Source organism: Flagellimonas hymeniacidonis, assembly GCF_008040165.1.
In the GTDB taxonomy this organism is placed as follows: Bacteria; Bacteroidota; Bacteroidia; order Flavobacteriales; family Flavobacteriaceae; genus Flagellimonas; species Flagellimonas hymeniacidonis.
On record NZ_VRUR01000002.1, the window covers coordinates 717,942 to 741,444 of the forward strand.

Genomic DNA, 23,503 nt, shown 5'->3' on the forward strand with positions numbered 1-23,503 from the left:
AAATACAAATCCTTATTATGGATAACCTAAATTACGGAATAATTGGAAACTGCAGAAGCGCTGCATTAATTTCTGATACTGGCTCTTTGGATTGGTGCTGTTTACCTCAATTTGATTCCACCTCAGTATTTGCAAAGCTATTGGATGATAAAAATGGTGGAAGCTTTGAAATCAATGCCAGATATAACTATGAAATCAGTCAAGAATATCATAGAAATACGGCAATATTGGTTACGAGGTACTCTGATGGAGAGAATACTTTTGAAGTGCATGATTTTATGCCTCGATATCATAAATTAACAGGAAAATACAACGCACCTCCCGAAATTGTGCGTTATGTGAAGCATATTTCCGGAACCCCAAAATTTAGCGTTCATTATGATCCTAAATTGGAATATGCCCAAGGACAGACTACCAATCATGCAAAGACAAATTTTATAGTCAGTCTTACAAGCAAGAAAAAATTTGACACCCTCTTTTTGTACACATCTTTTAATAAAGAGGAGGTTTTGGATGGAAGTGAGATAACCTTGAAGGAAGATGGATACTTCTTGATTTGTTACAATGAGAAAATATTAAAACCCACTACGGAGAAAATGTCTTTGGAGTTGGAACGGACCAAAATTTATTGGTTGGATTGGGTGGACAGAACTCCAACGTATAAAAAATTCTACAAGCAAATCATACGAAGTGCAATTACGCTTAAGATGTTGACCTATGATAAAACGGGAGCAGTTCTAGCTGCGGCTACAACTTCATTGCCAGAGACAATTGGCGAGGTTCGTAATTGGGATTATCGTTTTTGCTGGATACGTGATGCATCAATGGTTATTAAGGTTGTTTCAGAACTTGGACATCAAAAATCAGCCAAAAGATACTTACAGTTTATTATTGATTTGATGCCAGATAAGGACGAGAAACTCCAAATTATGTATGGCATTAATAAGGAAAAGAACCTAACGGAGAAAACCCTTGAACATTTGGAGGGATATCGGGGTTCTAAACCTGTACGAATTGGAAATGCTGCCTACAAACAGAAACAGAACGACATCTATGGTATTTTAATGGATGTGATTTATGAGCAATTGGTGAAGTTTAGCAACGACATTGAAAATGGTGAAGAGCTATGGAGCATTACCAAAGGTATTGTCTGGATTGTGAGCAAGCACTGGAGAGAACCCGACAAAGGAATTTGGGAGTTTAGGGGAGAAGATAGGCATTTTACATTCTCAAAAGTATTATGTTGGGTGGCAATGGACAGGGCAATAAAAGTTGCTAAGATTTTTGGAAAGGACCGCAAAATTGAAAAATGGACGGCCTTGGAACAAGAAATGAAGGAAGACATTCACGAGCATGCCTGGAACAGTGATGTAAATGCTTTTGTTCAATCCTACGGATCTAACCATTTAGATGCCTCTGTATTATTAATGGAGTCTTATGGATTTATTCATGCGAAAGACCCAAAGTTTGTAAGTACGGTAAAAGCTATTGAGCAGGACTTAAGTAATGATGGACTATTGTATCGTTATAAAAATGAAGATGATTTTGGATTGCCGTCCTCCTCATTTACCATCTGTACATTCTGGTTTATAAACAGCCTTTTTAAGATAGGCGAAGAGGAAAAAGCTTTAGCTCATTTTGAACGTTTGCTCAGTTATAGCAATCATTTAGGGCTGTTTAGTGAGGATATTGATTTTAAAACAAAACGACTGCTGGGCAATTTCCCTCAAGCGTATTCCCATTTGGCGCTAATTGAATGTGCCATTAATTTTTCACGCAAAAAGAGCGAAGAAAAGATTTTAGAGTCTATTAGTTAGATTTTCTTATAAGTAGCTTTTCTGCCTTGCTTTTAATGTTTGTTAAAAGCAGTTTTAAATGCTCTAGTGTAGTAAAAGGATTCATTAAGGTAGTCCGCAAGTAGTGTTTTCCATTCAATTTGGTCTGCACCACATAAAATTCCCCTTCTTCAAGTAATTGTTGCCTTATCGATTGATTAAGCATATTCAGTTCTTGTAAAGTGAGCTTATCGTCTATATATCTAAAACACAGAATATTCGACATTGGTTCAGTGGCTAACTCAAAATTGGGTTCATGGGATATGGTTTCTGCAAAATCTTTTGCCAAATCATATTGGCGGGTGATAAATTCATCAAACACCTCTTCTCCATATAACTTTAATACAATGTACCAATGAATGGCCATCATGTTTTTGGTGCACTCAAAGGTTTTTTTGCCGCTGTTAAACCATTCATCCTCCTCCGGAGCATCCATTAGATAGTCCGCTCTAAGACTAAAAGTATGCCTAGAATTATTATTTTCTTTAAATAGTAGCGCAGTTGTAATGGCCGGCATAAACAACATTTTGTGCCCATCAATGACTACTGAATCGGCATCTTCAATACCTTTCAACAATCTTTTATATTTTTTAGAAAATATAGCAGCGCCTCCATGAGCGCCATCAACATGGAACCACAGGTTGTTTTTGTGAGCGAATTTTTGAATATCTTCCAAATTATCATGAGCACCAGTAGCTGTAGAGGGAGCACTCCCAACAATAGCAAAAATGTTGATTCCCTGTGATTGGGCCTTTTTGTAACAAGCTTCCATTTTGTCCGTGTCCATTGCAAAATTTTCATCGGAAGGGACTTTGATAATGCCTTTTTCGCCCAAGCCCATAATTTTAGCGGCTCTATCTACACAGTAATGAGCTTCTTCACAAACCATTATACCCAAAGATTCAGTAGAGCCTTCATTCCATACATCATGCTCAACTTTTGCTTTTCTAGCTGATAGTAGGGCAGTAAGGTTAGCCAAGGTTCCACCAGAGGTTAAAAAACCACTTGCGTGCTGGTCATAACCTATTTTCTCGCATAGTTTTTCGGTAACAATACGTTCTATGGCATTGGAAGACATGCCCATTTCGTAAACGGCCATACCGTTGTTAAGTATTGAGCTTAGCATTCCGGTTAAAGCCGTTAGGGGTGCTGTGGGAGCCACCTGATGTCCCATATATTTTGGATGATGAATATGGGTGGTTCTATTTAGAATTTCTTTAAAAAAGTCTTTTTCATCCCCATTTTCAAGAAAGTTTTTCCAGAAATTCAGTTCTTTTTCCGGCTCGTTCCAGCGAATGGTACTCTCATTTTTACCTGTGGTTGTGTTTTGAATATGGTCAGACAACAAATCAATTAGTTTGTATCCGGTATCTTTAAAATCTTCAGCCGAGTATAATGAATTAAGTAAGCTTTTATTCATTGAATAAAGGTATGTCGAAAGCCTAAATCGTCAAAATTAAGCAAGAAAAAACCGCTCCAAAAGGAGCGGTTCCAAATCAGCTTTGTTTCAGCATCATTTGAATTAGTCAAAGGTATACCCATTATCCGCAGCTACTTTGTCCGCAATTTGCGTACGGAGTGCCACGACATTGGGTTGATTTGTATATTTCGTAAAACGTTTTAGTCCCATAAGCATCATTCGTTGTTCATCTCCTTCTACGAAAGAAACAATGGCTTCTTTACCTTTTTGGTTGATGATATCAACAGCTCTAAACAAATAAAGTTTAGACATTGCAATTTGCGTACTTTGAGATTCTTCTCCAAATCTTTTTGCATTTTTCTCAGTCCGTAAGATAGCGGATTCTGACAAATAAATCTGAATTAAAATATCTGAGGCAGACATTAGCAACATTTGATGTTCCTCTAAACTTGGTCCAAACTTTTGAACTGCACTTCCGGCAACCATCAAGAACACCTTTTTCAACCTAGCAACCAAATCTTTTTCCTCTGCGAAAAGCTCAGAAAAGTCTGGAGTGTCAAAAGAAGGGATTCCCATCAATTCCTCTCCAACCGCTGTTGCTGGCCCTAGTAAATCTACATGACCCTTCATGGCCTTCTTTACCAACATCCCTACTGCCAACATTCTGTTTATTTCATTGGTTCCTTCATAAATTCTGGATATACGGGCATCTCTCCATGCCGATTCCATGGGAGTATCTGCGCTAAAGCCCATTCCACCAAAAATTTGAATGCCTTCATCCGTAGTGTGTTGAACATGCTCCGAGACTGCCACTTTTAGAATAGAACATTCAATGGCATATTCTTCTACACCCTTAAGTTCAGCATCCTGATGTGAATTTCCTTCAGCCTCCCTGATTGCAATTCTATCTTCAATATTTTTAGCAGCACGGTAACAAGCAGCTTCGTCTACATATGCGTTGGTTGCCATATCTGCAATTTTTGCTTTTATGGCACCAAAATTTATTATGGGCGTTTTAAACTGGATGCGTTCGTTGGCATATTTCGTTGCTTCATTAATTACGCGTCTTTGTGCTTCCAAACATGCGGCAGCCAACTTGATTCTACCTACATTTAATGCATTCATGGCTATTTTAAACCCATTTCCTCTTTCAGACAACATGTTTTCCACAGGAACTTTGGTTTCGCTAAAAAACACTTGACGGGTAGAGGAGGAGTGGATACCCAATTTTTTTTCTTCATCCCCCAATGTAATTCCATTGTCTGGGTCATTTTCTACAATGAAGCCAGTAATATTTTTATCATCTTCAATTCGTGCAAAAACGATAAAGAGATTACAGAACCCTGCGTTTGAAATCCACATTTTTTGCCCAGAAATGCTATAATGTTTTCCATCTTTAGAGAGCACTGCCTTGGTTTTGCCTGAATTTGCATCAGAACCTGCTCCAGGTTCGGTTAGACAATAGGCTCCAAACCATTCTCCCGAAGCTAGCTTGGGTACATATTTCTGTTTTTGTTCTTCTGTTCCATATAGCGTGATAGGCATAGTGCCAATACCGGTATGAGCTCCAAAAGCAGTACTGAAAGAACCAGTGGCACCGGAAATATAGTCGCATACCAACATGGTAGAAACAAAACCCATTCCCATACCACCATAAGATTCGGGGACGGCCACACTTAGCAGGCCTAATTCCCCAGCTTTACGCATGGTTTCTTCGGTATAGGCGTAATCTTTTTTCTCAAAACGTTCCCAATGCGCCCAAAGTTCTCTGTCTACAAATTCTTTGGTGCTTTCACGCATCATTTTTTGTTCTTCGCTCAGGTCTTCAAGGGTAAAAATGTCTTCACAGCTGGTTTCTTTTACCAGAAACTGGCCTCCTCGTAGGATGTCTTTATTTAGGGTGTCAGTACTCATAGCATTACTATTTATTCATTCTAATTCAAAAATTCATAGATACCCGCTGCGCCCTGTCCTGTACCAACGCACATGGTTACCATTCCATATTTTCCTTGCATATCTCGCTTCCGCATCTCATCGAACAGTTGCACCGAGAGTTTTGCTCCGGTGCAGCCCAGTGGGTGGCCCAATGCGATGGCTCCTCCATTAACATTTACAAGCTCTTGGTTTAAATCCAATTCGCGAATGACCGCCAAAGATTGCGATGCAAATGCTTCATTCAGTTCTATTAACTCAATGTCGCTTTGTTTCATTCCTGCCTGTTTCAAAGCTTTTGGAATAGCTTTTACAGGGCCTATACCCATAATTCTTGGTTCAACTCCTGCTGCAGCATAGTTTACTAAGCGTGCGATGGGTTCAAGGTTCAATTCTTTTACCATTTCTTCACTCATCACCATTACAAAGGCCGCACCATCACTCATTTGAGATGAATTTCCTGCGGTTACACTTCCACCTGCTGCAAAAACTGGACGAAGCTTGTTGAGTGTAGGGATGTTAGTGCCTTTTCTTGGGCCTTCATCCTTCTTTACAGTATATGTTTTGGTTTCTTTTTTTCCTGCTGCGTTCACAAAAGTGTGTTCTACCTCTATGGGAACAATTTGGTCTTGAAACCGATTTTCTTCTTGGGCCTTTAGTGCTTTCATATGAGAGCTATAGGCAAATACATCTTGATCCTCACGAGAAACTTTGAATTGTTTTGCTACGGCTTCCGCAGTTAAGCCCATTCCCCAGTAATAATCTTCATGACCATCTTTGGCAGTGGCATAATCTGGAGTTGGCTTATATCCCCCCATTGGAATATAGCTCATACTTTCCGCACCACCTGCAATGATGCAATCTGCCATACCTGATTGAATCTTAGCTGTGGCGATGCCGATGGTTTCTAATCCAGAGGCACAGTATCTATTGACGGTAACGCCTGGAACATCATCAATATTTAGACCCATTAAGGAAATTAAACGGGCCATATTAAGACCTTGCTCAGCTTCTGGCATTGCATTTCCTACAATGACATCGTCAATTCTTTTTTTATCGAGCTGAGGCAGCTCCTTCATCATGTGCTCAATAGTTTCAGCAGCCAATTCATCAGGTCTTTTGAATCTGAACAATCCTTTTGGTGCTTTACCTACTGCGGTTCTATATGCTTTTACGATATATGCTGTTTTCATTCTAATTTCTTAAAGGTTTACCTGTTTTCAACATATGCTGAATCCTTTCCAATGTTTTTCTCTCGGTACAAAGAGAAAGGAATGCCTCGCGTTCTATATCTAAAAGATATTGTTCGGAAACATAACTGGCTTCGGATAAATCACCACCAGCCATCACATAAGCTAATTTATCGGCTATTTTCTTATCATGCTCTGAAATGTAGTGTCCAGCTTCCATCGAATCTGTTCCAACCAAGAACATACCTAAAGCTTGTTTTCCTAGTACTTTTACATCTTTTCTTTTAGGTGGTTGGGTATACCCAGCTTCTGCCATTAGCTTGGCATGAGCCTTAGCTGTTGCAATTTGTCGGTCTTTGTTTACAACCACTACATCTTTTCCTTTTTGAAGAATTCCTAAATCGAAAGCTTCATATGCTGATGTGGACACTTTTGCCATACCAATGGTCAAGAAATATTCTTGAAGGACATTTAACTCCACATCATTTTTTCTAAAAGTGTCGGATGCTCTAAGTGCCATTTCCTTGGAACCACCACCGCCTGGGATAACCCCAACACCGAACTCTACTAACCCTATATAGGTCTCTGCTGCCGCAACTACTTTGTCAGCATGCATAGAAAGCTCACAACCACCGCCTAAACACATGCCATGTGGTGCGGAAATGGTAGGAATGGAGGAATATCGCATTCGCATCATGCTATCTTGGAACATTTTTATGGCCATATTCAGCTCATCGTATTCTTGTTCCACTGCCATCATGAAAATCATACCAATATTTGCGCCTACAGAAAAATTAGCAGCTTGATTACCAACAACCAAGCCTTGAAAATCTTTTTCGGCGATATCAATAGCTTTATTTAATCCAGCCAAAACATCACCTCCTATGGTGTTCATTTTAGACTGAAATTCCAGATTCAGTATTCCATCACCTAAATCTTCCACTACTACACCGCTATTTTTATAGACTTCGTTGGATTTTCTTATGTTATCAAGTATGATAAACGAATCTTGTCCTGGAATTTTCTCAACAGCCTTTTTAGGAATATCATAAAAATAAGTAGCACCATCCTTAACGGAATAGAAGGTGTCAATGCCAGACTCTTTCATTTCAGTAACCCAAGAAGCTGCCTCTAAACCTTCCGCCTTAATAAATTCCAGTCCTTTCTCCAATCCTACGGCATCCCAAATTTGGAAAGGTCCATGTTCCCATCCAAATCCAGCTTTCATCGCATCGTCTATCTTGTATAGCTCATCTGTTATTTCTGGAATTCTATGTGATACATATGCAAACAGTGCTCCAAAACTTTTTCTGTAAAATTCTCCGGCCTTATCTTTTCCTGAGGTTAATACTGGAAAACGGTCAACAACTTTGTCTATGGTTTTTGTAAGTTCCAAAGTGGCAAACTTTGCACTTTTTTTGGAACGATAATCCATAGTGTCCAAATCCAAAGTGAGAATTTCACTTTTGCCGTTGTCACCTTTCACTTTTTTGTAAAAACCTTGACCTGATTTGCTACCTAGCCATTTGTTCTTCATCAAGGTATTGACGAAACCTGGTAATTTGAACAGTTCAATGCGCTCGTCATTCTTGCAATTCTCGTGAATTCCATTTGCTACGTGCACCAAAGTGTCCAAGCCTACAACATCCACAGTACGGAACGTAGCAGATTTTGGTCTTCCAATCACCGGGCCGGTAAGTTTGTCCACTTCTTCCACCGTCATCCCTAAATCCTTGACCGCATGGAACAAGCTTTGAATACTGAAGATACCAATCCTATTTCCTATGAAGGCAGGTGTGTCCTTGGCAATAACAGATGTTTTTCCTAAGTATTGTTCCCCATAACTATTCAAAAAGTCTAATACTTCTAGAGACGTCTCAGGGCCAGGAATAATTTCAAAAAGTTTTAGATATCTGGCAGGATTGAAGAAATGTGTTCCACAGAAGTGTTCTTTAAAATCGTCACTTCTTCCTTCATTCATAAATTTTATGGGAATACCTGAAGTATTCGATGTAATCAACGTGCCGGGCTTGCGATATTTCTCCAAGTTCTCAAAAACCTGTTTTTTAATATCTAACCGTTCTACAACCACTTCAATGATCCAATCTACCTCTCCGACTTTTGAAATATCATCTTCAAGATTACCTATAGTAATTCTATTTGCAAATTTTTGATGATAGATAGGGGATGGTTTTGATTTTAAGGCTGCTGTCAAAGAATCATTGACCAAACGGTTTCTAACAACCTTATCATTCAAGGTCAGTTTTTTAGCCTTTTCTTTCTCGTTAAGTTCTCTTGGAACGATATCGAGCAATAAAACCTCAACTCCAATATTGGCAAAATGACAGGCTATGCCACTGCCCATAATACCAGAACCGATAACGGCAACTTTATTGATATGCCTTTTCATTTATATACTTAAATTAATTAGCAGTTGTTTTTATATATATTTTTTTGTCGGAAATAAGTTTGTTTATTATCTCCGTGGTCTTGAAGAATCCTACAAGGTCTTCATCGGTAACATGTTCCCTTACTACTTCATTAAACCGCAGTACTACATCTTTGGAGTCTTTTCGTTTCTCCAACCCTAAGGCAGTTAAATGGATCAACACGCCCCTTCCATCTTTTGGGTTTGGCTTCCGTTGAATGTAACCTTTCTCTTCAATACTCTTTAAAATTCTTGACAAACTTGTGGCCTCCATACCCATCTTAGGCCCTAAAGCAGTGCTTGGAGTGCCCTTTTTAGGATCAATACTAAGTAGCGTAAAACCGATAGCCATTGTAAGGCCATAATTTTTTGCTTCTTCGTTATACATTTTTATAACAGCCTGCCACGTGGCCCTCAATGCATAATCAATGGTCAAATCTTTCATAGAAGAGGTTTGGTGTGATCAAATATATGAAAATTTATTATGCATGCATAATAAATTTGAGAAATAAATAGGTTTAAAAAAAGAAAAGCCTACGGTTCTGTAGGCTTGGGTTTATAGCTTGGATTATTCTTTCTCTAATATTCGTAAATACTATTATAAAGACTTAAGTATTTTTCCTTAATTATTTTTCTGCGTAGCTTCATCGTGGGGGTCAAATGACCATCATCTACACTCCAGACATCCGGAGTTAATCTAAACTGTTTTACTTTTTCCCATTTAGCAAATTCTTCATTTGCCGAATCCACTTCTTCTTGTATTCGAGAGATGACTTTATCGTTTAGGATGATGTCTGAATTTTCACCGAAAGTAATCTTATGTCGTTCTGCCCATTCATATAAAAACTCAAAATTTGGTTGAATAAGTGCTGCAGGCATTTTTTCCCCTTCACCTACTACCATGATCTGTTCAATAAAACGAGATTGTTTAAATCGATTTTCAAGTAATTGTGGTGCGACATATTTACCACCAGAGGTTTTGAACATTTCCTTTTTACGATCTGTAATCTTTAGAAACCCATCTGCATCCACCTCGCCAATATCACCCGTGTGAAAATAACCGTCAATAATTACTTCGGCTGTTTTTTCTGGATCTTTGTAATAACCCATCATCACCTGGGGGCCTTTGATACAGATTTCACCATCTTCAGCAATTTTTACCTCGGTTCTGTCTATGGGGATTCCTACTGTACCAATTCTAAAACCATTAGCTCGCATATCATTTACAGAAATAACTGGTGAGGTTTCAGTTAAGCCGTAACCTTCCATAACACCCATTTCCGCTGCATTAAAAATACGGGCCAATCTTGGTTGCAAGGCTGCACTCCCTGACGCAATTAGAGCTAGATTTCCTCCTAGACCAGCTTTCCACTTGCTAAAAATAAGTTTTCGGGCCAAGGCCAATTTCCGCTCGTACCACCAACCATTTTTACCGTATGGTTCGTATTTTAGACCTACTTCTACTGCCCAAAAGAAAAGCTGCTTTTTTATACCACTAAGTTCCGTGCCCTTGGTAATTATTTTATCATAAACCTTTTCCAATAATCGGGGAACCGCAGTCATCACATGGGGTTCTGTTTCTTTCAGATTGTCACTTATTTTTTCAAGGGATTCTGCATAGTAGATAGTAACACCCCTAAATTGATATAAATAGATCAGCATGCGTTCGTAAACATGGCAAAGTGGAAGGAAACTTAGCGATTTGGTCTCTCCATCCACTATGGGGAATCGTTTTGAACTTTCTATGGCATTGCTCACCAAATTATCATGGGAAAGCATAACTCCCTTTGGTCTTCCTGTAGTACCTGAGGTATAGATTAAAGTAGCCAAATCTTCAGGTTGAACAGCAGCTTTTAACTTTTCTACTTCGTCTTGGCTGGAATTGTCCGCTCCGAGGTTCAAAACTTCTTTCCAGTTTTTACAATTTGCAAGTCCATCAAAAGAATACACATCTTTTAATTTCTTTAACCTTGGAGTAACTTCCAATACTTTTTCTAAAACCTCAGAGCAGGAAACAAAACAGTATTTAGCTTCTGAATGGTTTAATACATATTCATAATCGGATGCTGAAATGGTGGGGTAAATAGGAACATTTTGGGCACCTATCTGCAGAATTCCAATATCCATGATATTCCATTCCGTACGATTGGTCATGGAAATTACAGCAATTTTATCGTTGGGTTTCACCCCCATTTTTAAAAGCGCCCGACTAATGGCATTGGCCTGATCGATATAATCCCTTGTTGAGGTTGCAACCCATTTACCATCATATTTGGTAACAAGTGATTTTTCAAGGGGGAATTTTTCCAATTGATAATATGGAAAATCAAAAAGTCTGGTAACTGTTTGCATAGTAAGTTTCTGTAAAGTAATTGCAAAATAGGGAAAGGAAGCGGGATTTTAAAATCAGTTATTCAAAAAGCCCCCTAAATAATTGGTAATCTTATAGCAAATGCAATTTCATTCCTTCATGGGAAGCTACAAATCCGAGTGTTTTATAAAACTCCAAAGCGTCGGGTCTCTTTTTGTCGGTAGTCAGTTGTACTACATGAGCGCCTTTCAACTTAGATTGCTCAATGGCCCATTGAAATAAAATTTTACCAATTCCTTTTCCGCGATAGGCTTCATGTACACGAACAGCCTCAATTTGGGCTCTAATACCTCCTTGGTAGGTTAAATACTGAATAAAGCTTAGTTGTAATGTTCCAATGACCTTTCCAGACTCGTCTTCAATTACCACCAATTCCTGATTTGGATCATGGTCTATATTATCAAAAGCTTTAAGGTATTTTTCCGGTAGAGGCAATTTATAATCCTCACGAAGTTTGCCCAGTTTATCATTGGCAATCATTTGCACAATTACGGAAACATCTTCTTTTTGAGCTTTTCTAATGGTCATTATTTACATTTTCTATCCATTCCCTTGCATTCACAAAAGCCTCAAGCCATGGGGAAACAACATCATTTCTATCTTTTGGATAATGTGCCCAGTTCCACGGGAAAGTGGAACGCTCTATGTGTGGCATAGTCACCAAATGCCTACCAGTTTTATCACATAACATCGCCGTGTTGTAATCGCTGCCGTTTGGATTTGCGGGGTATCCTTCATATCCGTATTTGGCAACGATACTATAGTTTTCTTCTGAAAGGGGAAGATTAAATTTTCCTTCACCGTGGGAAATCCACACCCCTAGAGTGGTGCCCGCCAATGAAGAGAGCATAACAGAATTGTTTTCTTGAATTTTTACAGAAGTGAAATTACTCTCATGCTTTCCAGAAGCATTGTAAGTCATTTTTGAAAGTTGTTCATGTTCTGGATTGATCATATCCAACTCCAAAAACAATTGACACCCATTACAGATGCCTACGGATAAAGTGTCAGGTCTTGCAAAGAAGTCTTTTAGCGCTTTGTTGGCCTTTTCATTGTATTTGAAGGCACCTGCCCATCCTTTTGCACTCCCTAAAACATCCGAATTGGAAAAACCGCCTACAGCACCAATAAATTGAATGTCTTCCAGTGTTTCCCTACCCGAAATTAAATCGGTCATGTGAACATCCTTTACATCAAAACCGGCCAAATACATGGCATTTGCCATTTCACGTTCCGAATTACTTCCCTTTTCACGTAGAATAGCCGCTTTAGGTCGGTTGTTTTCTGATGGAACTCTAGATGATAATGTGCCGGTGAAACTTTCCGGAAAATTATAAGATAGAGGTTGATTTTTATAATTATCGTATCGGTCTTTGGCCAAACCATTTGCAGTTTGTTTATCATCCAGAAGATATGATGTCTTAAACCATGTATCACGAAGTGAAGTAACATTAAGCCCTATCTCTATTCCATTATTTTTGATGCTCAACATGTCCGTAGAAGCTACGGAACCTATATTTTCAAAGTCAATGCCTGCATCTGAAAGTGTTTTTTCAATGGAGGCGTCCTTGGATTGAAACACGATTCCAGCATTTTCCGAAAACAATAGTTTGATGGTATCTGTTTCTCCTAGACTTGACAAATCGAGCTCAGCTCCTAATTGTGTATCCGCAAAGCACATTTCCAAAAGGGTAGTAATTAATCCTCCAGAAGCCACATCATGTCCTGCAAGGATTTGACCTTTTTTGATTAGCTCTTGTACCGTATTGAAAACCAGTTTTAGGTAGCCTGAATCTAATACAGAAGGAGTTTCATTACCAATACCATTGAGGATTTGTCCAAATGAAGAACCACCTAATTTGTATTCGTCTTTTGATATATTGATGTAGTAGATATCCCCACCATCTTTTTGAAGAACGGGCTCAACAATTTTGGTAATATCGTTGCAGTTTCCGGCTGCAGAAATAATTACAGTTCCTGGGGAAATTACATCACCATCTTTGTATTTCTGTTTCATGGAAAGCGAATCCTTTCCTGTTGGGACATTGATGCCCAGTTCAATAGAAAATTCAGATACTGCTTTTACCGCTTCGTATAATCTGGCGTCTTCACCTTCATTTTTGCAAGGCCACATCCAGTTGGCGGATAAGGAAACGGAGTGCAGACCATCTTTTAACGGCGCCCAGACTATATTTGTCAACGCTTCCGCAATACTATTTTTACTTCCTGCAGAAGGGTTTATCAAACCTGAAATAGGGGAGTGTCCTATACTAGTGGCAACACCTTCCTTTCCTTTAAAATCCATGGCCATTACACCACAATTGTTCAATGGTAACTGTAATGGACCTGCGCATTGTTGTTTGGCTACGCGGCCACCTACACAGCGATCAACTTTGTTTGTTAGCCAATCCTTACAGGCAACAGCTTCCAATTGCAATACGTTTTCCAGATAATCATGAAAATTTTCTAAAGTATATGTAAGAGCATCATAATCTCTTTTAACCGTTTTATCATCCATTATGGTTTTAGGAGAACTTCCAAACATATCGGATAACTCCAAATCCATTGGTTTTTCACCAGATTTTTGCGACTCAAAAGTAAAACGATGGTCACCGGTTACCTCACCAACATTGTACATGGGTGAACGCTCCCTAGCGGCTATTCTATCCAATAGATCTAGGTCTTCCTCTCCAATCACCAATCCCATACGTTCTTGGGATTCATTTCCGATAAGCTCTTTTGCAGATAGTGTTGGATCTCCTACCGGAAGTTTATCCGTGTTGATTTTACCTCCGGTTTCCTCCACTAATTCTGATAAACAGTTGAGGTGGCCGCCTGCGCCATGATCATGAATGGAAACGATGGGGTTGTCATGGCTTTCCACCATTCCACGGATAGCGTTGGAAGCCCGTTTTTGCATTTCTGGGTTGGAACGTTGTACGGCATTTAACTCAATGGCAGAACTGAATTCACCTGTATCCGCACTGGACACTGCAGCACCGCCCATGCCAATTCGGTAATTATCACCCCCAAGAATCACAATTTTGTTTCCCTTTTGAGGTATATCTTTTAAGGCTTGCTCCGCTTTTCCATATCCAATACCTCCGGCAAGCATAATAACTTTGTCAAACCCTAGTCGGCGCGCTTCTTCTTTATACTCAAAAGTAAGTACTGAACCAGAAATGAGAGGTTGTCCGAATTTGTTTCCGAAATCAGAAGCTCCATTGGAAGCTTTGATTAAAATATCCATAGGAGTTTGGTACAACCATTCTCGTTCTGGCATTCCATATTCCCAAGGCCTGTTTTCTTCTAATCTGGAATAGGACGTCATATACACGGCAGTACCAGCAAGAGGTAATGAGCCCTTACCGCCAGCTAAACGATCTCTGATTTCACCACCGGAACCTGTGGCCGCGCCATTAAAAGGCTCCACTGTTGTCGGGAAGTTATGGGTCTCCGCTTTTAAAGACAATACGGACTCAAATTCTTCTTCTTCGTAAAAATCTGGCTTATCAGCACTTTTTGGTGCAAACTGAACCACTTTAGGGCCTTTTATGAAGGCTACGTTGTCCTTGTAGGCAGAAACAATATCATTTGGATGTTTTTCTGATGTTTTCTTGATTAATTTAAAGAGGGACGAAGGCATTTCCTGTCCATCAATAATAAAAGTGCCATTGAAAATTTTATGTCGACAATGTTCTGAATTCACCTGGCTAAAGCCAAAAACCTCAGAGTCTGTCAATTTTCGCCCCAACTTTTGGGAAAGGTTTTCCAAATAGCCTACTTCATCTTCATTTAGAGCCAAACCCTCTTGTACATTATATCCGGCAATATCCTCAATCTCCAAAATGGGTTCTGGAGTTACGCTAATGGTATAAATATCTTGACCAAGTCCATCATACTTTTGAAAGAGCATCGGATCGTAATCAGTATGGGTTTCGTTAACGGCATGGAATTCTTCAATTCTGATGATTCCTTCAATCCCCATGTTTTGGGTAATCTCTGTGGCATTGGTACTCCATGGTGTTACCATAGCGGCACGGGGACCAACAAAAAAGGCGTCAAGAGACGCCATATTTATCTTAGGTTGGTTGCCGAACAACCATGTTAGTTTTTCAATGTCTTTTGGTGCAATTTCTTGAGCGGTTTGGACTGCGAACACTTTTGTCGCCACATCTCCAAAGAAATGAATCATATCAGCCTAGTTGTTGAACGGATTAAGAAAATGCAAATTTACAAGTTTACCTTGGATTTTATGATATGGAATAGGGGAGTTGTTAACTATGGGTGTTGATAGATTTGCCAATCAAGCTGAAAGCCTTACTTGTCCATTTTTAAAGGTCATTCATGAATTTAGATGACTATCTGAATTGAGTACAAATTAACTTCAGGAAAACTTGTCATGTGATTAAGCGCAACAATAGTGAAAAACAGCCCCCTGATTTTAGAAGACTGCTTCGAAAAAGTTTGAGATTCCTAATTGTTGTGTGCTTGATGGCATTAATACTTTGTTTTTTGGGATTGGAAGAGGATAGAGAAATATTAAATGGCGTCAAGCATATTTTGCGTAGATTAATCGCTTCACTGCTGCGCTAAACGAACATTCCGCCAGAAGCTTCTATTCTTTGTCCGTTTACCCATTTGGCATCTTCAGTACACAGAAAGGCTATAACACTGCCAATATCTTCGCTTTCTCCCACACGACCAAGGGCAGTTAAGGAGGCAATCATATCCACTACTTGTGGAGCTTGCTCAAAACGTTCTTTGTTAAAATCGGTATTGATAGCACCAGGCGCAACGGTATTAGCTTTTATTTTTCGTTCCCCCAATTCTTTGGCCAAATAGCGTGTAAACACCTCAATGGCTCCTTTCATAACAGCGTAGGCTGCATAGCCAGGGAAAGAAAAACGTGCCAAACCAGTTGAGATGTTAATGATTCCTCCACCATCGTTCATAACATCGAATAAGATTTGGGTTAAAAAATAAACACCTTTCAAGTGTACATTTAACAGATTATCAAAGCCTTCTTCTGTTGTTTCCGCTATGGAGGCGTTGTATCCAAAACCAGCGTTGTTAATTAAGTAATCAATCTTATTGGTGTTCCATTGTTCATCAAGCTCTTGAACCAATCGTTCTTTGAAAATTGGAAAAGCACCCACCTTCCTAGTATCTAGTTTCAGTGCGATACCTTTACCTCCCAATGCGGCTATTTCCTTTAAGGTGTCCTGTGCTGCCGCTTCATTTGAATTGTAAGTAATCACAACATTCAATCCTTTTTTGGCAATGTTTAAGGCCATGTCTTTACCCAATCCTCGGCTGCCACCAGTTATCAATGCAATTTTTGTAGTATTCATGTGTTTTCAGTTTTAATTTTTGAACACCACAAAGTTCTTTGTTATGGCAATGATTTATTTGCGAAGACCAATCCAATATTTGTAAAAATCAAATAATTTCTGCTTTTCTGAACTTAAGAGGGGAATAGGAGGTATGTTTCTTGAAGAAATTTGAAAAATGCGCTGTTTCTTCGAACCCTAAGGAATGTCCAATTTCAGAAACGTTCCAATTCGTGTGTCGAATCAGAATCTTGGACTCTTTTACAACCCTTTCTGCAATAAGAATAGAAGTACTTTCTTGCATGGTTTCTTTTAAAGCCCTGTTCAAATGGTTGATATGAACTCCCAACTGTTTTGCAAAATCCGCAGGCGAACGTAATTGCATTCGTTGGGTTGGGCTTTCTATGGGGAATTGTCTTTCCAATAACTCTGTAAACAATGAGGAAATTCGCTCTGAGGCATTAGAATGCATGTTGGAAGCAAGATTGGCAGGTTGAAGTTTCATTGCGGAATGAATCAGCTCGAAAACCAGGTTTCGAAGAATATCATATTTGTAGGCGTAATCAGAATTGATTTCGGCAAACATTCGTTTAAAAACAGGCGTGAACGAGTCAACTTGATCATCCGTTAATTCAAAAACTGGATGACCACTAGGTTGAAAAACGGGGTAACCAAGTAAATTCCCATACTGATGGAAAAAGGCTTCTGTGAATACACAGAAATAGCCAGTAAGCTGCTCATCAATTTGCTCCCAGTTGTACGGTATTTGTGGATTGGAAAAGACAAAAACATGCTTGTCCACATTCACAATTTTATCAGCATAATGAACCCTGCTTTTACCAGTGACCAAACTTATCTTAAAATACTCCCTACGGTTAAAGGGCATAGGTTTTGCCTTGGGACCAGCAAATTCATCCAATTTGAATACATTAAAATGACCTATTCCAGATTTTAAGCTTTCAGGAACTTGGTTGCCCGATTCTGAATAAAAATTTTCTAAGGTCTTTTTCTTTGCCATAAATCAAATTTATGAAAATCAAACAAAGAGTTAAAATGTAATTTTTAAAACGATACTAGCTAAACTGCCTTTTTGAGGAAACATGAATAAAATAGGAATGATGATTCTGCTCATCCTAATATTTAGTATTTTAGAAGGATAGTTTGCTAATTCAAATCCAACTCTATGAAATCTAATTACCACGCTTTACGAGGCCTATTTTTTGTGTTGACCCTTACAATGGGAGTATCATTGGTTTATGGTCAAAAAACCTATTCAAAATCTAAAATTGCTAAACTGAAAACTGAGGTTGCTGCTTTGGTGGAAGCTGATAAAAAGCAGGCCCAAGTGATGGTAGATAAAATTTTCAGCTTTGCCGAACTTGGTTTTCAAGAGGTTGAAAGCTCTAAATACCTTACCGGTATTCTAGAAGACAATGGATTTGCCATTGAAAATTCTATTTCGGGTATTCCCACTGCTTGGTTTGCAAAATGGAGTAATGGTGACGGCCCAGTAATTGCCATTGGCAGTGATGTTGATTGTATTCCTAAAGCATCACAATACCCCGGAGTGGCCTATCATAAACCTATGGTAGATGGAGCACCAGGTCATGGGGAAGGACATAATTCCGGTATTCCTTTAAATATTTCAGCTGTTTTGGCAGTTAAGAAAATCATGGAGCGTGAGCAAATTGGTGGTACGCTAATTGTTTGGCCGGGAATTGCGGAAGAATTGGTAGCGGCTAAAGCATGGTACGTACGTGATGGCCTATTTGATGATATTGATATGTGCATTTTTACACATGTAAGCAATAATTTGAGTGTGAGTTACGGTCCTGCACGGGGCACTGGGCTCATCTCAGTAGAGTATTCTTTTGAAGGAGAAGCTGCGCACTCTGCTGGTTCTCCATGGCGGGGGCGTAGTGCCTTGGATGCGGCAGAACTTATGAACATCGGTTGGAATTATAAACGAGAGCATTTGCATCCGCTACGTCGTTCGCACTCTATTTTCACAGATGCTGGTGACCAACCAAATGTGGTGCCTTCAAAAGCATCCATCTGGTTTTACTTTAGAGATATTAAATATGAAGGTATTATGGATATGTACGCTACCGCCAATGATATGGCAAAAGGGGCTGCGCTAATGACAGGTACCACCATGAAATCTAAAGTTTTGGGCGCTGCATGGCCAAGACATTTTAATAAAGTGATTGCCGAGACCATGTATTCGAATATTAAAAAGGTAGGACTGCCCAATTGGTCAGAGGCTGACCAAACTTTGGCAAAAGCCGTACAAACGGATGTGAGCTCTAAGAAAATTGAAGGATTGGCTATAAAATTAGATACTATTGGCTTGCCGGTGGTGGACCCCATTAGCGGTGGATCTGATGACATTGGTGATATCTCTTGGAAAGTGCCAACAGTGACCATGCGTTTTCCTTCAAATATTCCTGGCTTGCAAGGACATCATTGGAGCAATGCCATAGCCATGGCGACACCCATAGCACATAAAGGGGTAGTAGCAGGTGCAAAAGTAGAGGCAATGACCCTTATTGACTTTCTGCTTAAGCCAGAACTTTTAAAACAAGCCTGGGATTATTTTAATAACGAACAAACCAAAGAGACCAAGTTTGAGCCTATGATTTCTGAGAACGATATGCCGCCCATATATTTAAACAAGGATAAACAAGACCAGTTCAGAACTGCCCTTGAAAAGTTTTATTATGATGAAACTAAATATGATTCATATTTGGAACAGCTAGGAGTAGAATATCCTACTTTGAAAGAGTAGGAGGGTTACTTTTTCTTTTTTATGATAACCATGTGTCGATAATATGGTCTCTTCATTTTTGGATTGCTTATAATATCAATATCCTAATATGAAAAAGGCTTACAAATCCCCATCTGTCAATTCAAAAGGGAAGTGTATCAATCTTTAAGGTTTTTCTTAGTATTTCGGATTATTTTTCGGCAAAGAATTTAATTTGAAAGGCTATGAAAATTGTTTTTGAGAAAAATCACCAATCCGTAAGGCAATCTATCCATTCGAATTTGATGCTTATTATTTTAATAATAGTTGCACTTCTTTTACTCTTCTTTAAGGATGGCGTCAATCAGGATGTATTGTTAATACTCTAAAGTACTTCCGCTTAAAAAATCCTTGATAATTGTGTTGTTGATGAGATTTAAAGGCTTGACGTTTCACGATTTTTTTAAGAGCGCCATGTAAAAACCATCATAACCTCTTTCAGAGGCATAAATGTTTTGTTCTTTGACCAATTCAAATCCTTCTCCGGATTCAGAATTTAAGAAGGTTGAAACTTGTTCTGTGTTTTCTTGCGGAAGAATGGAACAGGTGGCGTATACCATTTGCCCGCCTTTTTTGACCATTTTGCTATAATTCTGAAGAATTTCTTGCTGCACACCCATGATTCGTTCTATGAATTGGGGCTCCAATTTCCACTTGGAATCAGGGTTTCTTCTTAACACGCCCAAACCAGAACAAGGAGCGTCCAGTAAAACTCTGTCTGCACTATTGTGTAGTTTTTTAATCACTTTTGTAGAGTCTATAGCTCTGGTCTCTACATTGTGGACACCATTACGTCTTGTACGTATTTTCAGCTTTTTCAGCTTACTTTCATAAATATCCAAAGCGATGAGCTGTCCTTTATTTTCCATTTGAGAAGCAAGGTGCAAGGTCTTGCCGCCTGCTCCAGCACAAGCATCAATAACACGTTGACCGGGTTGCGCTTCTAAAAATGGAGCGACCAATTGTGAAGAGGCATCTTGTACTTCAAAGAGGCCATTTGCAAAAGCTTCTGTGGTAAAAACATTTTTGCGCTCTTTTAGTTTCAATGCATCTGGGTATCCATCAATGGCACTGGTTTCAATTTCATTTTCGGCAAGCAAAGCCTGAAGTTGTGTTTTCTGGATTTTAAGGGTATTGGTTCTTAGGATGACTTCAGCTTGTTTATTTAGAGCTGCAATTTCCTTGGTCCATAGATTGTTTCCAAGGGCTTGCTCTCCAAGTTCATCTAGCCAATCTGGAACTGATTCCCTGAACTTTCTTATTTTGGATAGTTCATCAAACTTACCTTTTATACGTCTTTCTGGAGTTTCTTCCAACTGTTTCCAATCTGGTAAGCGAATACCTTTTAAAACACACCAAACTGTAAATAATCGAAACAGATTTGGTCTTGAATACGGTTCATGTACTTCTGCAATTTCAGTGTACAAACGTTTCCAGCGTACAATGTCATAAGTAGTTTCAGCAATAAAACCTCTATCACGGGCTCCCCAGCGTTTATCGTATCGCAATACTTTTTCAATAACCTTGTCTGCATATTCTTTCTCATTGAAGATTAGGTTCAAGGCATCTATAACGGCAAAGACGAGGTTTCTGTGTAAACGCATCCTGAAAATTTTAGGAATGCAAAGGTATGGTTTCTTATATGATTCCGATTACATTTGAAAAAACCTTATAAAATGGCAAAAAAGCTAATATTTAGTATTGCATTGGTAGTAATTGGGTGTTCCCAAAAAGAGAAATCGCAAAACTTTTCAACAGTTGAAATAGAGACGATTTTCAGTGATTCGGTAAGTATCAGGGCTATTGAATTTTTGGATGATAAAACATTGGCGTTTGCAGGAAGCAATGGAGTTTATGGTTCTGTTGATGTTAGAACAAATAAGGTTCGAACCAATATTCAAAAATTTGATACAATACTTCCAGAATTTAGAGCTGTAGCACATACAAAAGTTGACTTTTTTATGCTTTCGGTGGCTAATCCTGCATTGTTATACAAAACAGGTGAAAATGGTAAGATGGAATTGGTTTATAAGGAAGAAGGCGAAGGTGTCTTCTATGATGCCATGAAGTTTTGGAACGATAGAGAAGGTATTGCTATTGGGGATAGTATGGAAGGTTGTTTATCTATCATTATAACAAGAAATGGAGGGAATAATTGGACCAAACTTTCTTGCAATGTTTTGCCAAAAGCAAAAGAAGGAGAAGGGGCATTTGCAGCCAGTAATACCAATATTGAAATTGTTGGTAATAAGGTGTGGATAGCTTCTACTTCCGGTACTGTTTATTATTCTTCAGATAAGGGGCAATCATGGGAAATACAACAAACACCAATATTGAGCGGAGAGCCAACGGAAGGCATTTATTCTGTTGATTTTTATGATGAAAACTTGGGATTTGGAACAGGAGGAGACTATTTAAAACCCACCGCCAACGCTAAAAATAAAATTTTGACAAAAGATGGCGGAAAAACATGGAAGCTTGTTGCAGATGGGCAAGAACCTGGTTATAAAAGTTGTGTGCAATTTGTTCCCAATTCTAATGGGAGAGGTATAGTGACAGTTGGATTCACCGGGGTTTCATATTCAAACGATCAAGGTGAAACTTGGAGACTATTAAGTGAAGAAGGTTTTTACACTATTCGTTTTTTGAATGAATCTGTCGCCTATGCCGCTGGAAAAAACAGGATTGCAAAATTGGTTTTTAAATAAAAAAAGCGACGATAAAATCGCCGCCTTTTAACTAACCTCTAACCAAACCAACTAAACGTTCAGGACTACATAGTGTCGTCCTGATTTCTTGTACCAAATTCCTTTATATTTATAGAGCTTTCTTCCATTGACTACAACAACCCTACGCGCTCTTGGTAGTCTACGTACTTTAATTCCGGTAGGAGCTGCACAAACTACATATTTCTTCCCCCTAGTTTTATACCAAACCCCATCTGAGAAATAGAAGTTTGTTTTTTTATGAACCACAACCTTAGGTTTATTAACTGTTGTAACCACTGTTCCATGTTTTGGATAAACCCGTACAACTGTTTTTTGAGCGCTGGTTGCGGCGCTGGTCCCTAAAAAGGCTATAATAACCAATATTGTTTTTAAAGCTTTCATACTATTTTATTTTAATGGTTTTCTGGAAGTATGACTATGGTATTGGGAAATGGTTTAATTAAAAAAGGAGCCATTTGGCTCCTTTTAATGATTTTTGTCGATTTCCTGGCTTCACCTTTCGCCCATTTTACGCTTTCTGATTTGTTGGAGTAACCGTTTTTTAAAATCTTCTTCTGCTTTAAGGAGCAACAGTGTTTTTTTTGCAGGAATCACTTTCCTGATTTTTGCTATAAAATCTTGTTCGGCATTGTATTTGGCTTCATGCAATGCAACATATTCATCTAACAATGCAGAGGACTCACTACTGGACATATTTTCGAGCAATACAGCTTTGGATTTTAACTCTAGACGTTCTTTTCTTCTTATGCCTTCCAAGATTTTTTCATGTTCATTATATACGGGCCAAAACAATTGGGCCTCTTCACTGGTTAGGCTGAGTCGTTCTGTTATAAAGGCTACTTTTAAGGTTTTTATGCGTTCCCTCGCAGGCCCCTGTGCATAGAACCATGTAACATTCATCATAAGAATGCATAGTGCAAGAAGTCTTTTATTCATAGTCATTGTAATCTAAATTTAAGTCCTCAATATCTTCTACATTTTCATCCAAATATTCTAGGATATTTTCATCTTCCAGGGTGTTATCAAACACCTCATTTATTTCCAAGTCACTTAAAGACACTACCTCAGCTATTTCATAAGTACTCATATTAAGTTCTGTGCTTTCAAAATAGGCATCTAATTCTGCATTGGCCAAATCTTCAAAAGTTATAGGGGAATCTGCTTTCCAAGTTAGCCCAAAAAACAAAATGAATAGTGCGGCAATCGATGCAGCTGCATAGTAGAATTTTTTGTATGATTTAAGTTGAACGACTTTAACCTGTTCGGACTCAACCTTAAATGTATCAAAGTATTTATCCGGAACAGCAAAACCATCTGATTTTGGAATAAGAGATGTTTCTTGGGCAGTTTCTTCTTCATTTATCTTGTCCATGAGGCGCTCATGGAAAGTATCGAAGTACCCTTCAGGAGTTTTGAATTTATTTTTGTGGTTCTCTTTCATTCTACGACTTTGACTTTT

17 protein-coding genes are annotated in these 23,503 nt (G+C 38.8%); 3 read left to right on the plus strand and 14 right to left on the minus strand.

Annotated elements, in window-relative coordinates; genetic code table 11:
- The first annotated feature begins 17 nt into the window (after nt 1-17).
- A complete protein-coding gene (locus tag FVB32_RS12080; RefSeq protein ID WP_147744053.1) occupies nt 18-1,817 on the plus strand; it encodes a glycoside hydrolase family 15 protein in 1,800 nt (599 codons plus the stop codon).
- Here the strand turns inward: FVB32_RS12080 and FVB32_RS12085 are convergent.
- The 10 genes from FVB32_RS12085 to FVB32_RS12130 all read right to left on the minus strand — a co-directional run bounded on the left by FVB32_RS12085 (nt 1,810) and on the right by FVB32_RS12130 (nt 17,527).
- Nucleotides 1,810-3,255 (minus strand): pyridoxal phosphate-dependent decarboxylase family protein, encoded by a 1,446-nt coding sequence (locus tag FVB32_RS12085; protein WP_147744054.1) that lies wholly within the window; start codon nt 3,253-3,255, stop codon nt 1,810-1,812. The two genes, FVB32_RS12080 and FVB32_RS12085, sit on opposite strands and share 8 nt — an antisense overlap.
- 102 nt (nt 3,256-3,357) lie before the next feature.
- Nucleotides 3,358-5,169 (minus strand): acyl-CoA dehydrogenase family protein, encoded by a 1,812-nt coding sequence (locus tag FVB32_RS12090; RefSeq protein WP_147744055.1) that lies wholly within the window; start codon nt 5,167-5,169, stop codon nt 3,358-3,360.
- A 20-nt stretch (nt 5,170-5,189) separates the two neighbouring features.
- The gene (locus FVB32_RS12095; protein ID WP_147744056.1) at nt 5,190-6,380 is read right to left on the minus strand and encodes an acetyl-CoA C-acyltransferase; all 1,191 of its coding nucleotides are present in this window, start codon (nt 6,378-6,380) and stop codon (nt 5,190-5,192) included.
- A 1-nt stretch (nt 6,381) separates the two neighbouring features.
- The gene (locus FVB32_RS12100; RefSeq protein ID WP_147744057.1) at nt 6,382-8,787 is read right to left on the minus strand and encodes a 3-hydroxyacyl-CoA dehydrogenase/enoyl-CoA hydratase family protein; all 2,406 of its coding nucleotides are present in this window, start codon (nt 8,785-8,787) and stop codon (nt 6,382-6,384) included.
- Between the two features lie 13 nt (nt 8,788-8,800).
- A complete protein-coding gene (locus FVB32_RS12105) occupies nt 8,801-9,250 on the minus strand; it encodes a MarR family winged helix-turn-helix transcriptional regulator (RefSeq protein ID WP_147744058.1) in 450 nt (149 codons plus the stop codon).
- Nucleotides 9,251-9,384: 134 nt separating this feature from the next.
- Entirely contained in the window at nt 9,385-11,157 is a 1,773-nt protein-coding gene (locus FVB32_RS12110; RefSeq protein ID WP_147744059.1) for an AMP-dependent synthetase/ligase, read from the minus strand.
- 91 nt (nt 11,158-11,248) lie between these two features.
- Nucleotides 11,249-11,704, minus strand: coding sequence for a GNAT family N-acetyltransferase (locus tag FVB32_RS12115; protein ID WP_147744060.1), 456 nt, complete (start codon nt 11,702-11,704; stop codon nt 11,249-11,251).
- Nucleotides 11,694-15,371 carry a phosphoribosylformylglycinamidine synthase gene (gene purL, locus FVB32_RS12120; protein ID WP_147744061.1) on the minus strand — a complete coding sequence of 1,226 codons (3,678 nt, stop codon included), beginning with the start codon at nt 15,369-15,371 and terminating at the stop codon, nt 11,694-11,696. Before purL ends, FVB32_RS12115 begins: the two co-directional genes overlap by 11 nt.
- 397 nt (nt 15,372-15,768) lie before the next feature.
- Nucleotides 15,769-16,530 carry an SDR family NAD(P)-dependent oxidoreductase gene (locus FVB32_RS12125; RefSeq protein WP_147744062.1) on the minus strand — a complete coding sequence of 254 codons (762 nt, stop codon included), beginning with the start codon at nt 16,528-16,530 and terminating at the stop codon, nt 15,769-15,771.
- Between the two features lie 88 nt (nt 16,531-16,618).
- A complete protein-coding gene (locus FVB32_RS12130) occupies nt 16,619-17,527 on the minus strand; it encodes a helix-turn-helix domain-containing protein (protein ID WP_147744063.1) in 909 nt (302 codons plus the stop codon).
- 165 nt (nt 17,528-17,692) lie between these two features.
- On the opposite strand from FVB32_RS12130, the gene FVB32_RS12135 reads away from it, so the two are divergent.
- On the plus strand, nt 17,693-19,297 hold the full coding sequence (locus FVB32_RS12135; protein ID WP_246139882.1) for a zinc-binding metallopeptidase family protein: 1,605 nt from the start codon (nt 17,693-17,695) through the stop codon (nt 19,295-19,297).
- Nucleotides 19,298-19,707: 410 nt separating this feature from the next.
- On the opposite strand, the gene FVB32_RS12140 is transcribed toward FVB32_RS12135, so the two are convergent.
- Nucleotides 19,708-20,919, minus strand: coding sequence for an RsmB/NOP family class I SAM-dependent RNA methyltransferase (locus FVB32_RS12140; protein ID WP_147744064.1), 1,212 nt, complete (start codon nt 20,917-20,919; stop codon nt 19,708-19,710).
- A 72-nt stretch (nt 20,920-20,991) separates the two neighbouring features.
- Here FVB32_RS12140 and FVB32_RS12145 point away from each other — a divergent pair, with 72 nt between their 5' ends.
- A complete protein-coding gene (locus FVB32_RS12145) occupies nt 20,992-22,023 on the plus strand; it encodes a WD40/YVTN/BNR-like repeat-containing protein (RefSeq protein WP_147744065.1) in 1,032 nt (343 codons plus the stop codon).
- A gap of 51 nt (nt 22,024-22,074) precedes the next feature.
- Here FVB32_RS12145 and FVB32_RS12150 read toward each other — a convergent pair whose 3' ends face one another.
- From FVB32_RS12150 to FVB32_RS12160, 3 genes are all read right to left on the minus strand, one after another.
- Complete coding sequence (locus FVB32_RS12150) at nt 22,075-22,425, minus strand: DUF6515 family protein (protein ID WP_147744066.1); 351 nt, start codon at nt 22,423-22,425, stop codon at nt 22,075-22,077.
- Nucleotides 22,426-22,536: 111 nt separating this feature from the next.
- Nucleotides 22,537-22,980 (minus strand): hypothetical protein, encoded by a 444-nt coding sequence (locus tag FVB32_RS12155; protein WP_147744067.1) that lies wholly within the window; start codon nt 22,978-22,980, stop codon nt 22,537-22,539.
- Nucleotides 22,973-23,485 carry a hypothetical protein gene (locus tag FVB32_RS12160; RefSeq protein WP_147744068.1) on the minus strand — a complete coding sequence of 171 codons (513 nt, stop codon included), beginning with the start codon at nt 23,483-23,485 and terminating at the stop codon, nt 22,973-22,975. The genes FVB32_RS12155 and FVB32_RS12160 overlap by 8 nt, the downstream gene beginning before the upstream one ends.
- Between the last annotated feature and the right edge of the window lie 18 nt (nt 23,486-23,503).